Origin of the sequence: Xanthobacter autotrophicus (assembly GCF_030015065.1) — a bacterium.
In the GTDB taxonomy this organism is placed as follows: Bacteria; Pseudomonadota; Alphaproteobacteria; order Rhizobiales; family Xanthobacteraceae; genus Xanthobacter; species Xanthobacter autotrophicus_D.
The window spans coordinates 1-15130 of record NZ_JAIVFN010000115.1 but is presented as its reverse complement, the minus strand read 5'-3'; the positions used below and the strand labels follow the sequence as shown (position 1 = coordinate 15130).

Sequence of the window (15130 nt, the reverse complement as noted above, 5' to 3'; positions counted from 1 at the left end):
CCTCCCCACCCCTCCCCCGCAAGCGGGAGAGGGAGCCGCGCGACTCGGCTTGAATGCGAGCCACTCCTCGGCCGGCAAAGCCTCGCCCTCACACCTCGCGCAGGTGGAACAGGCGGTGGCCGTCGAGCCAGGTCTCGAAGCCGTTCGGCACCACGAAGGTGGTGGCGTCGGATTCGATCACGGCGGGGCCCATCACCCGGTTGCCCGGACGCAGCGATTCCATGCGGTAGAGCTGTGCATCCACCCACTTCTTCTTGCGGTAGAACTTGCGGGTGCCGATCTTGGCCTCTTCCGGGGGGGTCTCGCCTTCCTCTGGCTCCTTCGGAATCTTGGGCTTGGGGATCGGCACCATGCCGCGCATGATGGCGCCCGTGACCGAATAGCCCAGCTCCGGCGAACGGGCCGAGGCGGCATAGACCCGGCCGTAGGTGGCGTTGAAGGCCTCCGTCAGCTTGTCCCAGTCCGCCGCCGAATGGACTTCGGCCAGAGGCGACTCGATCTCCAGGTCGTTGAGCTGGCCGCGATACTGCATGCGGTAGCCCGGCTGGAGCGTCACCTGCTCCGGCGCATAGCCGTTCAGCTTGAACTCCTCCAGCACGTTGTGGGTCAGCTCCTCCCACGCCGACTGCAGCGTGGCGGAGGCCTTCGCCTTCTCCGCGTCCGGGGCATCGGGAGCAAGGTTGATGTCGAGGGACTTGTCGTAGCGATACTCGAAGTCCGCCGCCGCGCAGCCGAAGGCCGAGAAGCCCGCCGCCCAGGCCGGCACGATCACGTCCTCGAAGCCGAGGCCTTCCGTGTAGCCATAGGTATGGACCGGCCCCGCACCGCCATAGGAGAAGCAGACGAAGCTCGCCGGCGAATAGCCCTTGCCGGAGATCATGGAGCGCAGATAGTCGCGCAGGTCGCTGTCGAGCAGCTCGATGACGCCGGCGGCGGCATCCTCCACCGAGAGGCCGAGCGGATCGGCGATCTGGGTCTTGATGGCGTCCACCGAGCGCTGCCGGTCGAGCTTCACGGCGCCGCCGAGGAAGTTGTCGGGGTTGAGATAGCCGAGCACCATGTGGCAGTCGGAGATGGTCACCGTCTCGATGCCGCTCTCCTTCCAGCACACGCCCACCCGGTAGCCCGCCGAATCCGGCCCCAGCTTGATGGCGCGGGTGTAGGGATCGAGCCGGATGAAGGAGCCGGCGCCGGCGCCCACCGAATCCATGGCCACCAGCGGCAGGGACAGGACGAGGCGCGCCATGTCCGGGTCGTTCTTGATGGTCATCTCGCCTTGCGTGATCAGCGCCACGTCGAACGAGGTGCCGCCAATGTCCGAGCAGGCGATGTTCTTGTATCCCAGCACCTCGCCGAGGTACTTCGCACCGATCACCCCGCCGATGGGGCCGGACACGATGGTGCGCGCCAGTTCCTTCGCCTTCCAGGAGATGGTGCCGCCGTGGGTCGCCATCACGCGGAAGTCGAACTTGGTGCCGCGCTCCTTGAAGGCGTTGGAGATCTTCGACAGCGTCTGCCGCGAGGGCTCGGCGGCGTAGCCTTCCAGGATGGTGGTGTTGGTGCGGTGGGTTTCCTTGCGCACCGGATAATAATCGGCGGAGGCGAAGACCGGGATCGTCTTGCCGCTCTTCGCAACCTCCTCCAGAACGATATCGCGCACCCGGCGCTCATTCTGCGGGTTCTTGTAGGAATGCAGCATCGAGATGACGATGCCTTCCACGTCCGACGCGATCAGCTCGCGGGCGGCTTCACGCGCCGTATCCTCGCGCAGGGGGATCACCTGCGTGCCCATCATGTCGGTGCGCTCGACCACGCCGCGGGTCAGGTGGCGCGGGACGAGCGGGGGATCGTAGCGGTGGGTGTTGAGGTGGATGCGGTCCTCATAGGCGTAGCCGAGGTGGCTCTGCACCGCCCGGCCCATGCGGTGGAAATCCTCCATACCGCGATTGACGATGAGGCCGCATTTCAGCCCCTTGCGCTGGACCACGCGATTGAGCATCGCGGTGCCGGAATAGACGCCGGTCTGAAGCTGGGCGAGGGCGTCATGGAGCGACATGCCCCAGTTGGCGAGGCCGTCCTCGGACGAGGCGATGAGGCCCAAGGCCTCGTTCTGGGGCGTGGACTGGGCCTTGCCGACGACGAAATCGCCGTCCTGGTCCACGAAGAATGTATCCGTCATGGTGCCGCCGGCATCGATGCCGAGCACCTGGACGTTGCGCAGGTGTCCCACGGGAACGTTCACGCCTTTGTCCTCCCTTTATGCCGGCCTCACTTTTCGGTGCCGGCTCGCCATGGGAGTGGCAGGATGCGTGCCAGAGGCGTTCAACTGTAGAAAATCGCGGATTCTCATGATTATTGTGCAATGCACCATGTAATATTAAAGAATTAGACTGTCCGGTTTCCGGACACTTGTTGTCCGGGGCGCGAGCGACAATCGCGAACGACTGGGACAGCGCGCCGCGCGGGCCTTGCCGATGGCGCGAACTTGCGCTTATCTTGCCGACCAAAGTCGCAGCCGACGGCGAAAAGCCGGCGGACATAATGCGGCACGTCAGGGAGTGAACCCGCCATCGGGCGCGGCTTCGGCTTGTGGGCCGAGCGGGCGCGCACGCTGGCCAACGGCTTAGGCGGCGCCTTTCGGGAACGCCGCGCCGCCCGGCCCGGAGGGCAGAGCTGGTGCCATATCGCGAGATCGCCCGTGCCTGGGAGGCGTTTCACCAGGACGGCATCGCCTCACCCCATGTCCGCCCCGCGGTGCTGGCCTCCTGGCAGCGCTCGCGCCAGCACGCCATCACGGCGAACCTGTCGGAAGCGCCGCTCGTGAGCGAGGCGGAGCTACATCGCCGCAGGCAGCAGAACACGCGCCTCATCGCCGCCGCCCGCCCGGCCATGGACGAGGCGCGCCATCTGCTCTCCGACGCGAGTTCCATGCTGATCCTCACCGATACCGACGGCACGATCCTGGAGACCGAAGGGGATGCCCGGGCGGTGGATACGGGCCACGAGGTGAAGCTCCAGCGCGGCGGCCTGTGGTGCGAAGCCGAGATCGGCACCAACGCCATCGGCACCGCGCTCGCCTGCGGCCGGCCGGTGCAGATCCATGCCGCCGAGCATTTCTGCGCCAGCGTGCAGCGCTGGACCTGCGCCGCCGCCCCGGTGCGCCATCCCGGCCATGGCGCGGTGATCGGCGCGGTGGATGTCTCCGGCTCCACCGACACCTTCAACCCGCAGAACCTCGCCCATGCGGTGGCCCTCGCCCACCAGATCGAGGCGGTGCTGGGCCGGCGCATGGAGATGGAGCACGAGCAGGTGCTGCGCCATTTCCTCAGCAAGCGCTCGCTCTGGCTCACCGAGGAGATCCTCGCCTTCGGCCGCTCCGGCACCCTCATCTATTCCACCGACCGCGCGCTGAAGGAGGTGGCCCGCCGCAACGGGCGCTTCGTCGCCGATGGTCGCCTCGCCGCCCTCAACGACGTGGCGCCGGCGGCCTGGGCGGAGCGCGTCGCGGCGCTGCTGCCGGGTGCCAGCGTCGAGATCGTGCGCGAAGACGGGGAGGAGATCGGCGGCGTGGTGGTGCTGCACGCCCCCCGCAAGCCCCGCCCGGTGATGCGCGAGGCGGCCCGGGAGCCGGAGGCCCTGCCCTTCGAGGCCATCGTGGGCGACAGCCCGGTGATGCGCGAGGTACGGGAGAAGGCCCGGCGCATGGCCGAGAGCGGCCTTCCCATCCTGCTCGAAGGCGAGACCGGCGTGGGCAAGGAGGTGTTCGCCCGCGCCATCCACGGCGGGCGCGCGCCCTGCGGCCCGTTCGTGCCGCTTAATTGCGGCGGCCTGCCGCGCGACCTCATCGCCAGCGAGCTGTTCGGCTACGAGAAGGGCGCCTTCACCGGAGCCGACGCCTCCGGCAAGCAGGGCAAGGTGGAGGCGGCGGACGGCGGCCTGCTCTGCCTCGACGAGATCGGCGAGATGCCGCTGGAGCTGCAATCCTACCTGCTGCGCGTGCTGGAGGACGGGGTAGTCTATCGCGTCGGCGGGCACACCGGGCGGCGGGTCAGCCTCCGCCTCGTCTCCATGACCAACCGCGACCTAACCGGGGAGGTGGCGGCGGGGCGCTTCCGCAAGGACCTGTTCTATCGCATCGCGGCGCTTCGCCTGCGCATCCCGCCCTTGCGCGAGCGCGGCGAGGACGTGGCGTTGCTGCTCGACCATTTCGGCCGCGCCGCCGCCGCCCGCGCGGGGCTTCCCCCGCCGCGCTTCTCGCAGGCCGCCCACGCGGCGCTCATGGCCTATGCCTGGCCCGGCAACGTGCGCGAACTGCGCAATGTGGTGGACATGCTGGTGGCCATGGGCGGCACTGGCGGGGGAGCGGAACCGCTGATCGACATCGCCGACCTGCCGCAGGAGATCCGCGAGGGCGCGACCGAGACGGCGCGGGCCACCGACCTCAGGGCGGTGGAGGAGGCGGCGATCCGCGCCGCGGTGGACGCCTGCGGCGGCAACCTTTCCCGCGCCGCCCGCCGCCTCGGCATCGCCCGCTCGACCCTCTACATGCGCCTGTCCGCGCTGGAGCGCTGAGCCTGACCATGCTGCCGGGGCGCGCCCCGGCAGGCACTGGCGACCTCGGCAAGGTAGCGGAGGGCGTGCTAGCCTGCGCGCCGACGCAACTCATTCCGGCAGGACCCCATGCCCCAGGCGCTGTTCGACATCCCCCTGAAACGCATTGATGGCACGCCGGCGACGCTCGGCGACTTCAGGGGCAAGGTTCTCCTCGTGGTCAATGTCGCCTCCAAATGCGGACTCACCCCGCAATATGGGGCGCTCGAAAAGCTGTATGAGGAGCGCCACGGCGACGGGCTCGAAATCCTCGGCTTCCCGGCCAACGATTTCGGCGCCCAGGAGCCCGGCACCGAGAGCGAGATCGCCAGCTTCTGCAGCCTGACCTACGGCGTCACCTTCCCCATGTTCGAGAAGATTTCCGTGGTGGGCGCCACCCGCCACCCGCTCTATGACGCGCTGGTGGCGGCCCGGCCCGAGACCACCGACGAGGAGGGCCGGCGCCCCTCCGGCCGGAGCGCTTCCCCGTCCGATGTCTCGTGGAACTTCGAGAAGTTCGTGGTGGGGCGCGACGGGCGCGTCATCGCCCGCTTCTCGCCGCGGGTGACGCCGGACGACCCCCGCCTCGTTCAGGCGCTCGACGCCGCGCTTGAAGCAAAGGCGTGAGCTCCGCATCCGGCGCCCTCCCTCGGGGGGCGGGCGCCGGGCGCTGCCTCAGCCCGCCACCAGCTCCGCCGCCACGAGGTCCTCAAGCGCTGCGCCCACGGACTTGAAGAGCGTCACGCTCTCGCTCTCGGTGCGCCCCTCCTTCAGCCCGGCGCACAGCTCGTGGAGGTCGGCCACGACGCGGTCCTTCGACCAGCGCCCCGAAGCCACCGGCTGGAGCAGGTCCCCGGCTTCCGCCAGCGCGCCGCCATAGGTGTCCACATAGACGGCGCTTTTCGCCACCAGGTCGTCGTCGCTCTCGCGCATGGCGGGGGTGAAGGCGCCCACCAGGTCCACATGGGTACCGGGCTTCACGTCCCGCCCCAGCACCAGCGGCTCCACCGAGGTGGTGGCACAGGTGACGATGTCCGCCGCCCGCACCGCCGCCGACAGGTCCGCCGCCGGCTCGGCGGGAAGCCCCAGCGCCTTCAGCCGCGCGGCCATGTCCTGCGCCCGCGCCAGTGACCGCCCCCACACCAGCACCCGGCCGATCGGCCGCACGAAGCAATGGCCCTGGGCCAGATGGAAGGCGAGATGGCCGGTGCCCACCACGGTCAGCGTCTCGCTGTTCATGCGCGACAGGAAGGTGGAGGCGAGCGCGGAGGTGGCGGCGGTGCGCCGGTTGGTGAGGGCCTCGGCGTCGAGGATCGCCTTCGGCACGCCGGTGGCGCCGTCGAACAGGGCATAGAGGCCATGCACCGAGCCCATGTTCTGCGCCGCATTGGCGGGAAAGATATTGACGATCTTCACCCCCAGCGCGGCGCCGCGCCGCCAGGCCGGCATGGCGAGGAGATGGGCCGGCGCGCCCGCCCGCCCCACCTCGTAGGACTGGCGCACCGGCGCTTCCACCTGCGCATCCGCGAAGGCGGCGCCAAGGGCCGGCACCAGCCGCTCATAGCCCAGCGCGGCTTCCACCTCGGCGGCCTCATACACGCGAACCATGGCATTCCTCCCGCCTGCGCCTTTGCCCGACCGTAGAGCATGCGGCGCCTTCGCCGGCAACGGGTGCGGGAACCAAACCGGGCCGCAATCACGTGGATCTGCAACAGGAGATCCACCATGCAATACGAACCTCTAACGAGACGAAACGTGCGGCGTTTCCTTCCTCAATCCTTGCCGCACGAGGGCAAGATCTTTCAGGTAGCGCCCCATGACCGGCCTTTGCTCGAATGGAGCACGGACGAAGACGGCGCGGAACGACTCGGGTGTAACGGCACCCCTCTCGTCCGTCTCGACTGCCGCAACCAGCACTGGTTCTTCTACCTGGTCGGGTCCGGCGCGGCGCGGCGCCGATCCGGCCCGGCTCACGCACCGAGGCGCGGCTGCTCGCCCTGTTCTATGCGAGACGTGTGGTTCAGACGTGAAGTCCACGGGTGTGCAAACCGTCCTTGTCTGACACCATGCGCCGGCGTGCCATGGGGGATCCAACCAGCGCAAGGGCGATGAATCGCCCCTGCCCTCAGGCGAAGGCGGCGGCCCGCTTCAGCGCGGCGGCGGCCGTGGCGAGATCGCGCACCTTGCCGAAATCGCCCGCGCGGATGGCATCCGCCGGCACCACCCAGGAGCCGCCCACGGCCACCACGTTGGGCAAGGCGAGATAATCCGGAGCGTTATAGGGGCCGATGCCACCCGTGGGGCAGAAGCGCAGGTGCGGCAGCGGGCCCGCGACGGACTTCAGGAACGCCGCCCCGCCCGAGGGTTCGGCCGGGAAGAACTTCAGCACCTCGAAGCCCAGTTCCGCAAGACGCATCGCCTCCGACGCGGAGGCACAGCCGGCCATCACCGGAATCGGCGTCTCGGTGAAGGCGGCGAGGAGGTCCGGTGTGGTGCCCGGGCTCACCAGGAAGGTGGCGCCCGCCTCCAGCGACGTCTCGATCTGGGCCCGCTCGATCACCGTTCCGGCGCCGACGATGGCACCCTCCACCTCCGCCGCGATCAGGCGCACGGCCTCCAGCGCCACCGGCGTGCGCAATGTCACCTCGATGAGGGGCAGGCCGCCTTCCACCAGCGCGCGGGCCAGCGGCACCGCCTCCTCCAGCCGTTCGATGACCACGACCGGAACCACGGGGGCCTTCGCCACCATGGCGAGCGGGCTGGGAAGAAGGCTCATGAATTGTCTCCTGAATTTAAATCGGTTGAAGCGCAATCCGAGCCGTCTGTCGAGGGGGTCATTCCACCTCGAATGTCACGCCCTGGGCGAGCGGAAGCCTCGAACCGTAATTGATGGTGTTGGTGGCACGCCGCATATAGGCCTTCCAGCTGTCGGAGCCGGCCTCGCGCCCGCCGCCGGTCTCCTTCTCGCCGCCGAAGGCGCCGCCGATCTCCGCGCCGGAAGGGCCGATATTCACATTGGCGATGCCGCAGTCGGAGCCGGTCGAGGACAGGAAGCGCTCCGCCTCGCGCAGGTCCGTGGTGAAGATGGAGGAGGCGAGGCCCTGCGGCACGGCGTTCTGGAGCGCGATCGCCTCGTCGAGAGCCGCGTAGCGCATCACATAGAGGATGGGGGCGAAAGTCTCGGCAGCCACGCAATCGGCCTGGAGCGGCATCTCCACCAAAGCGGGGCGCACATAATAGGCGTCGAGCGCGTCCTCCGCGCCCAGTCGCGCGCCGCCGGTGACGATGCCGCCGGCGGCGCGGGCATCCTCCAGCGCCGACTGCATGGCGGTGTAGGCGTCCTCGTCGATGAGCGGCCCCACCAGCGTGCCCGCCTCCCGCGGATCGCCCACCGGCACCGAGCCATAGGCCCGATGAAGCCGCGGCATGAGCGCATCATAGACGCTCTCATGCACGAAGAGGCGGCGCAGGCTGGTGCAGCGCTGCCCGGCCGTGCCCATGGCGGCGAACGCCACCGCCCGCAGGGTCAAATCGAGATCGGCGGAGGGGCAGACGATGGCGGCATTGTTGCCGCCCAGCTCCAGGATCGCCCGGCCGAACCGCCGCGCGATGCGGGGCGCCACGGCCCGGCCCATGGCGGTGGACCCGGTGGCCGAGACCACGCCGACGCGCGGGTCGTCCACCAGCGCCTCGCCCGCCTCGCGGCCGCCGAGCACGAGCGTGGCGATCCCCGCCGGCGCATCGCCGAAGCGGGCGGCGGCGCGGGCGAAGATGGCATCCACCGCGAGCGCGGTGAGCGGGGTCTTCTCGGACGGCTTCCACACCACCGCATTGCCGCACACCAAGGCGAGCGCCGCGTTCCACGACCACACCGCCACCGGGAAGTTGAAGGCGGAGATGACGCCCACCACCCCCATGGGGTGCCAGGTCTCCATCATGCGGTGGTCGGGACGCTCGGTGGCGATGGTGAGGCCGTGGAGCTGGCGCGAGAGACCGGTGGCGAAATCGCAGATGTCGATCATCTCCTGCACCTCGCCGGCGCCCTCGGAGGCGATCTTGCCCGCCTCCAGCGTCACCAGCGCGGCAAGGTCGGCCTTGGCGGCGCGCAATTCCTCCCCCAGCAGTCGCACCAACTCGCCCCGGCGCGGCGCGGGCACGCTGCGCCAGTGCAGGAACGCCGCATGGGCCCGGCCGATGGCGGCCTCCACCGGATCAGGTCCAAGGTCGGCGGGGCTTAAGCCAAAGGCACCCCATTGCGCGCCCACATGGGCGACCACCTCGCCGGTCAGCGGGGTGCGCGCCGCATCGGGGCCCGACAGGCAATCCGGCGAGACCCCCAGCCGCTCCAGGATCGCCTTGACCTCGGCGACGATCTCGCCGGTGCGGGGGAAGCTCGCCATCGCCGTCTCCTCTTCTTGATTCCCACTCCTTGTAGCCGCCCCGGTGGCGAGCGGGAACCAGCCCGCACGCCGGTCGTTGATCTGGCGGGAAGGGCGCGCCGCCGTGCGTCCATGATCCAGCCCATGTGGAGGAAACCGTGCCCCACACCAGCGAAAGCCATACCCCGGCCTCCGACACCGCAGCGAGCGGCCTCACCCCCACCGAGCGCGAGCAGATCAGCCGGCGCGCCCGCGCGCTCTGGCGCGAGGAAGGCTGTCCGCAGGGCCGCGACCGCGAGTTGTGGGCGCAAGCGGAGCTTCAGATTCTGAAAGGACGCACCCCGGCGCGCGACGGGCGGTGACCGCGGGCGAAGGATCGGGCGAAACCCGGGAGGAGGCGGCGATGCCGGCAAAATCCAAGGCGCAGCAGATGGCGGCAGGCGCGGCCCTCGCAGCCAAGCGCGGGGAGCGCAGGAAGAGTGAACTCAAGGGCGCTTCAAGGCAGATGGTGGAGACCATGACCGAGCAGGAACTGTCCGAGCTCGCATCCACCAGCCGCAAGGGCAAGCCCGGGCACGTCTCCCGCGACTGATATCCGAAGGTCGGCCATGGCGCAGCGCCCATTCCGGAAAGGGTGACTGAAGCTGTCCCTCGTCACCTGCCGCGTGGCCATGACGCCCGCCACCACGGAACGCGAGAAGCTGCGCTTCCACACCCTCAACCGGGATACCGGCAACCGCGTGGTGGCGCGCCATGTCAGCCGGCGGTCTTGCCTTCGCCCTCGGAGAGGAAGTGCTCCAGCCAATGGATGTCGTACTGGCCCTCCGCAATGGCGCGGGTGCGCACCAGGGTGCGGAAGAGGGGCAGCGTGGTGTCGATGCCGTCCACCACGAACTCGTCCAGCGCCCGCCGCAGCCGGCGCAGGCATTCGTCGCGCGTCTTGCCGTGCACGATCAGCTTGCCCACCAGGCTGTCATAGGTGGGCGGGATCACGTAGCCCTGGTAGGCGTTGGAATCCACGCGGATGCCGAGGCCGCCCGGCACGTGATAGTGCGTGATCTTGCCCGGCGAGGGGCGGAAGGTGGTGGGGTGCTCGGCATTCACCCGGCACTCGATGGCGTGGCCCTCGATCACCACGTCCTTCTGGGTGAGGGTCAGGGGCTCGCCGGCGGCGACCCGGATCTGCTCGTTGATCAGGTCGATGCCGGTGACCATCTCCGTCACCGGATGCTCCACCTGGATGCGGGTGTTCATCTCGATGAAGTAGAAGCGTCCGTTCTCGTACAGGAACTCGATGGTCCCCACCCCGATATAGCCGAGGTCGCGCATGGCCTTGGCGCAGGTCTCGCCGATCTCGGCCCGCTGCTCGGGAGTGATCACCGGCGAGGGCGCCTCCTCCCACACCTTCTGGTGGCGACGCTGCAGCGAGCAGTCGCGCTCGCCGAGATGGATGGCGTGGCCCTTGCCGTCGCCCAGCACCTGCACCTCGATGTGGCGCGGCGTGGACAGGTACTTCTCCAGATAGACGGCATCGTCGCCGAAGGCGGCCTTGGCCTCGGTGCGGGCGGTGGAGAGGGCCTGGGACAGGTCCTCCTTGGTCATCGCCACTTTCATGCCGCGCCCGCCGCCTCCGGCAGCCGCCTTCACCAGCACGGGGAAGCCGATCTCTTCGGCGACGCGATGCGCCTCCTCGTCCGAGTGGATGCCGCCCTCGGAGCCGGGCACCACCGGGATACCGAGCGACTGGGCGGTTTTCTTGGCTTCGATCTTGTCGCCCATAATGCGGATATGCTCCGCCTTGGGACCGATGAAGTGGATGTTGTGGTCCGCCAGGATCTCCGCGAACCGGGCATTCTCGGCGAGGAAACCATAGCCGGGATGCACCGCATCCGCCCCCGTGATCTCGCAGGCGGCGAGCAGGGAGGGAATGTTGAGATAGCTTTCGCGGGCCGCCGGCGGGCCGATGCACACGCTCTCGTCGGCGAGGCGCACATGCATGGCGTCGGCATCAGCGGTGGAATGCACCGCGACCGTCGCGATGCCCAGCTCCTTGCAGGCGCGCAGGATGCGCAGCGCGATCTCGCCGCGGTTGGCGATGAGGATTTTTCTGAACATCAGCGGTGCCTGCCTCTGGAGCCGCTTCGCGCTGCGCCGAACCGCGCGAAGGCTCCACGTTTCTGCATGAGCGCGTGGTCGTCACGCGAACCGGTATCCATTTCGCTCGAAGGCGCCTCGGACCGCCGGCTCATTCGATGATGAGCAGCGGCTCGCCATATTCCACGGGCTGGGCGTTGCCCACGAGGATGCGCGTCACCGTGCCCGAACGCGGCGCCGGGATGGCGTTCATGGTCTTCATGGCCTCGACGATGAGCACCGTCTGGCCCTCCTTCACGCTCGCGCCCACCTCGACGAAGGCGGCGGCGCCGGGCTCGGGCGACAGATAGGCGGTGCCCACCATCGGCGAGGGGACGACGCCCGGATGCTTGGAGAGATCGGTGACGGCCGCCTCGGCGGCGGACGCGACGGCTGCGGACGCGGCGGCGACCGGCGCCGCCGCTGCGAACGGGGTCTGGGCAATGGTGACGGGTGCGGGCGCGCGCACCACGCGGATGCGCAGGCCCTCGTGCTCCACCTCGATCTCGGTCAGGTCGCTGCCCGAGAGGAGATCGGCGATCTCCTTGACGATGGCGGTGTCGATGGGAGGGTTCGAGGGCTTCATCATGTTCCTGCTCTTGCCGGCCGGATCTGCAGGCCGGATCGGGCCGCACGAGGGCGAGTGTGGAAAAGGAATGTCACGGGGTTGGCGGCAGGCCGGCGAGGGCCCTGAGCCCCAGCACGTAGCTCTGCGGCCCGAAGCCGCAGATCACGCCGCGCACCACCGGCGACAGATACGAATGGTGGCGGAACGCCTCCCGCGCGAATACGTTCGACAGGTGCACCTCGATGGTGGGTACCCCCACCGCCGCCACCGCATCGCGCAGGGCGACGGAGGTGTGGGTATAGGCTGCCGCATTCAGCACGATGCCGCGCGCACCCCGCGCAGCCTGGATGAAATCCACCAGCGCGCCTTCCGAATTGGACTGGCGGAAGACGATCTCGAAGCCGAGCGCCGCGCCTTCGGCACGGCACAGCGCCTCGACGTCGGCGAGCGTCGCCGCGCCGTAGATGCCGGGCTCTCGGGTGCCGAGAAGGTTGAGGTTCGGCCCGTTCAGGACGTGGACGGTATCTGACATCCGTGACTGATCTGCCGCCGGCTCCATTCGGCCGGGTCGCTGCCTTATAGGGGCGCTTGGGCCGCATGGAAAGAGCGCAGGCCGCGCAGCAGCCCTTCATATCTGTCGTTTTTGTGAATGCCGGGGCTTGCGGCCCCGGCTTGGCTTGACGTTCATCGGCCAGGGGGACCGGCAGCGGGGACAGGCACCGGGCCTGGAGCCTTACTTCGCGCCGCCCTTGGCAGCCGGAGGGTGCTTGCGCGCCTCGGCGATGGCGGCCTTCAGCTTGTCGGCGCCCACCGCGCCGATCACCACCTGATCGCCCACCACGTAGGAGGGGGTGCCGTTCAGGGCCAGCGCCTCGGCGAGCTTCATGCTCTCGTCGAGGGTGGCGTTGAGTTCGGGCGAGGTCGCCTGCTTCTGGATCAGGGCCGGGTCGATGCCCACCTCCTTGGCCGCCGCCAGCGCCTTGGCACGGTCCGCCTGGCCACGGCCGTTGAGCAGCGCCTGGTGGAAGGCCATGTACTTCTCCGGTGCCACCATGCGCACCGCCACCGCCACCTGCGCGGCTTCCACGGAACCCGGGCCGAGCACCGGGAATTCCTTCAGCACCACGCGCAGCTTGGGATCTTCCTTGATGAGGTCCTGCAGGTCGGAGAGCGCCTTCTTGCAGTAGCCGCAATTGTAATCGAAGAACTCGACGAGGGTGACGTCACCCTTGGGATTGCCCACCACGACGCCGCGCGGGCTGTCCACCAGAAGCTGCCGCACCTCGCCCACCGCCTTGCTGCGCTGGCTCGCTTCCGCAACCATCTGGCGGGATTCGAGGACCGAGATGGCCTCCTGCAGCACTTCCGGATTCTGGATCAGATACTCACGGATGATGCCGCCGAGCTCCTTCTTCTCGTCGTCGGTGAACGCCGCCGCCGGGCGCGCGACCAGGATGACAGCCGAAACGGCGGCCAGCGCCAGCGAGAAGAGCCGGGGCGCGAGACGCCGAAGGCTGGTGGTGGGCGAGCCCAGATGGGGGGGCATTCAGATCTCCATGGGTGAAAAGGTAAAACGCTGGGGTGCCGGCGCTACTGGTTGGCCGCGCTCTTTGGCGGCTTGAAGTTCACGAGGTCGTCGGCCTTCAGCCAGCCGGGCGACCCTTGCGGAAAGCGCTGGCGGGCGCGGGCGGCCAGCTCGCGTCCGATCTTGAAATCGCCCTGGGCGAAGCTGCTCTGGGCCGCGGCCAGATCGGCATTGGCAAGGTCGCCGGAGCGGCCATAGGCCATGGACAAGGCGCGCCAGCCCGAAGCCGAATTGGGATCGCGCTGGGTCGCCTGGATCAGCTCGCGGATCGCCTCCTGGTTGTAGGAGGGATTGCCCGCCTCCACCAGGGCCTGCCCCAGCATGGCGCGGATGAGGGGCGCGCCTCCGGTCATGGCCACCGCCTTGCGCAGCGGCGCGACCGATTCGCCGGCACGGCCGGCTTCCAGCAGCGCCTGGCCCTTCAGCTCGTAGAAATACGGGTTGGCCGGATCGCGCGCGATCAGCGCGTCGATCTGGGCAACGGCGCCGTTCACGTTGCCGAATCGGTAGGCGGAAATGGCACGGGCATATTGCGCCGCCATTGACGTGTCGGACGGCGGATAGCGCCGCGCCACCGTCTCCGGCCGCTCCATGAAGCCGATCAGCTTGGCCCGCATGAGGTCGTGGCGGGCCTGCAGCGCGGCCGGATCCCTGGTCTCGTAATAAGGGCTCGCCTTGGCGAGCTGTTCGAGCGCCGCGATGCGCTCACGCGCCATGGGATGGCTCAGCGAATAGGGGTCCACCCGCTGGCTGATGAAGAGCTGGTCGTTCTGGAAGCGCTGGAAGGTCTCCAGCATGCCCTTGGAGGACTGGCGGGTGGCATCCAGATACTTCACCGCCGAGCGGTCGGCCGCCGCCTCCTCGCCCCGCTGGTAGGAGAGGAGCGAGCGGCGGATCATCTCCTGCGGCGCCGACATGGCCGCGCCGCCCACATTGCCGAGGTCGCGGCCGCTCATGCCGCCCGCCGCGCCGGCCGCCATGCCGCCGGCCGCCAGCAGCATGGCGACGATGGCCATGGTCTGCGCCCCCGCCAGCTGCTCCCGCATGCGGGCGAGGTGGCCGCCGGCGATATGGCCGGTCTCGTGGGCCAGCACGCCGATGATCTGGTTTGGCGTGGTCGAATCAACGAGGGCGCCGGTGTTGACGAAGATGCGCTTGCCGTCGGCCACGAAGGCGTTGAACGAGCGTTCCGAGATCAGCACCACCTCGACATTCTGCTGGGCGAGGCCCGCCGCCTTGAGGATGGGGCGGGTATAATCCTTCAGCAGCACCTCGATCTCGGTGTCGCGGATGGTGCTCGGCCCCTTGCGGGGCGCCTCCTGCGCAACCGCGGCTTCAAGTGGCAGGGCCACCGCCGCAGCAAGGCACAGGCCGCGAGCGAGGACCCCGCCGGATGCCCGGACAAGCGACTGAAAAGACAGCACAAAGGACGGCATGGGCATGTGCTCGGCTTCGATCCGTTTCCTCGATCCCTCTGATCTGCGCCGGCCATCCATGGCGGCACAGGCGTAACGACGGCGGGCATCCCCGCCCGACCTGAACCGGCACCCCCGGAGCGCGCCTTGCAGCATGCCCCGAACCCGTCCCTACGCCCGGCCTCCGACGAGCCCGGCAATGCCGGCCTCCTTCACGATGCCCCCGCGATGCCCCTTGGCGCATGGGGCGGCGCAGGCTACGAGACTGCCGGACACTGGCGTCCACCGGACCCCTGGTCAATGCGCCGGTCTTCACGTTAGGGCGAACCTTGCAGGTGAACGCGCCTCAGGGACAGTCAGAATAAGGCGGCAGCACGGCAGCGCGGACGTTCCGCAGCGCCGCGGGCGCCGCGGACGCACGAAACAGCCGGAACGCAACATGGCCCCAGCGCCCCTCCCC

Annotated in this window: 13 protein-coding genes and 1 pseudogene; 5 read left to right on the top strand and 9 right to left on the bottom strand. The window is 69.1% G+C overall.

Annotated features, from left to right (window positions below; translation table 11 throughout):
- Positions 1-88: 88 nt before the first annotated feature.
- The gene (locus K9U40_RS18635; RefSeq protein ID WP_282891634.1) at positions 89-2242 is read right to left on the bottom strand and encodes a hydantoinase/oxoprolinase family protein; all 2154 of its coding nucleotides are present in this window, start codon (positions 2240-2242) and stop codon (positions 89-91) included.
- 434 nt (positions 2243-2676) lie between these two features.
- Here K9U40_RS18635 and K9U40_RS18630 point away from each other — a divergent pair, with 434 nt between their 5' ends.
- Complete coding sequence (locus K9U40_RS18630) at positions 2677-4572, top strand: sigma-54-dependent Fis family transcriptional regulator (protein ID WP_282891633.1); 1896 nt, start codon at positions 2677-2679, stop codon at positions 4570-4572.
- A 108-nt stretch (positions 4573-4680) separates the two neighbouring features.
- Positions 4681-5217, top strand: coding sequence for a glutathione peroxidase (locus K9U40_RS18625; protein ID WP_282891632.1), 537 nt, complete (start codon positions 4681-4683; stop codon positions 5215-5217).
- Between the two features lie 48 nt (positions 5218-5265).
- Here K9U40_RS18625 and K9U40_RS18620 read toward each other — a convergent pair whose 3' ends face one another.
- From K9U40_RS18620 to amaB, 3 genes are all read right to left on the bottom strand, one after another.
- Entirely contained in the window at positions 5266-6198 is a 933-nt protein-coding gene (locus tag K9U40_RS18620) for an ornithine cyclodeaminase family protein (protein ID WP_282891631.1), read from the bottom strand.
- A gap of 517 nt (positions 6199-6715) precedes the next feature.
- Positions 6716-7366 carry a bifunctional 4-hydroxy-2-oxoglutarate aldolase/2-dehydro-3-deoxy-phosphogluconate aldolase gene (gene eda, locus K9U40_RS18615; protein ID WP_282891630.1) on the bottom strand — a complete coding sequence of 217 codons (651 nt, stop codon included), beginning with the start codon at positions 7364-7366 and terminating at the stop codon, positions 6716-6718.
- 58 nt (positions 7367-7424) lie between these two features.
- Positions 7425-8990, bottom strand: coding sequence for an L-piperidine-6-carboxylate dehydrogenase (amaB, locus tag K9U40_RS18610; RefSeq protein ID WP_282891629.1), 1566 nt, complete (start codon positions 8988-8990; stop codon positions 7425-7427).
- A 137-nt stretch (positions 8991-9127) separates the two neighbouring features.
- Here amaB and K9U40_RS18605 point away from each other — a divergent pair, with 137 nt between their 5' ends.
- The 3 genes and pseudogenes from K9U40_RS18605 to K9U40_RS18595 form a co-directional block, all read left to right on the top strand.
- Complete coding sequence (locus K9U40_RS18605) at positions 9128-9331, top strand: DUF2934 domain-containing protein (RefSeq protein ID WP_282891628.1); 204 nt, start codon at positions 9128-9130, stop codon at positions 9329-9331.
- A 41-nt stretch (positions 9332-9372) separates the two neighbouring features.
- Complete coding sequence (locus K9U40_RS18600) at positions 9373-9561, top strand: DUF3008 family protein (RefSeq protein ID WP_282891627.1); 189 nt, start codon at positions 9373-9375, stop codon at positions 9559-9561.
- 46 nt (positions 9562-9607) lie between these two features.
- Positions 9608-9727 (top strand): annotated as a pseudogene (locus K9U40_RS18595) (Ku protein); the annotation flags it as partial.
- On the opposite strand, the gene accC reads toward K9U40_RS18595, so the two are convergent.
- From accC to K9U40_RS18570, 5 genes are all read right to left on the bottom strand, one after another.
- Positions 9726-11084, bottom strand: a complete 1359-nt coding sequence (accC, locus tag K9U40_RS18590; RefSeq protein ID WP_282891626.1) for an acetyl-CoA carboxylase biotin carboxylase subunit — start codon at positions 11082-11084, stop codon at positions 9726-9728. The pseudogene K9U40_RS18595 and the gene accC sit on opposite strands and share 2 nt — an antisense overlap.
- 130 nt (positions 11085-11214) lie before the next feature.
- The gene (gene accB, locus K9U40_RS18585) at positions 11215-11688 is read right to left on the bottom strand and encodes an acetyl-CoA carboxylase biotin carboxyl carrier protein (RefSeq protein ID WP_282891635.1); all 474 of its coding nucleotides are present in this window, start codon (positions 11686-11688) and stop codon (positions 11215-11217) included.
- Between the two features lie 73 nt (positions 11689-11761).
- Positions 11762-12202, bottom strand: coding sequence for a type II 3-dehydroquinate dehydratase (gene aroQ, locus K9U40_RS18580; protein WP_282891625.1), 441 nt, complete (start codon positions 12200-12202; stop codon positions 11762-11764).
- A 201-nt stretch (positions 12203-12403) separates the two neighbouring features.
- Entirely contained in the window at positions 12404-13216 is an 813-nt protein-coding gene (locus K9U40_RS18575) for a DsbA family protein (RefSeq protein ID WP_282891624.1), read from the bottom strand.
- Positions 13217-13260: 44 nt separating this feature from the next.
- Complete coding sequence (locus K9U40_RS18570) at positions 13261-14697, bottom strand: M48 family metalloprotease (protein ID WP_282891623.1); 1437 nt, start codon at positions 14695-14697, stop codon at positions 13261-13263.
- Positions 14698-15130 lie beyond the last annotated feature (433 nt).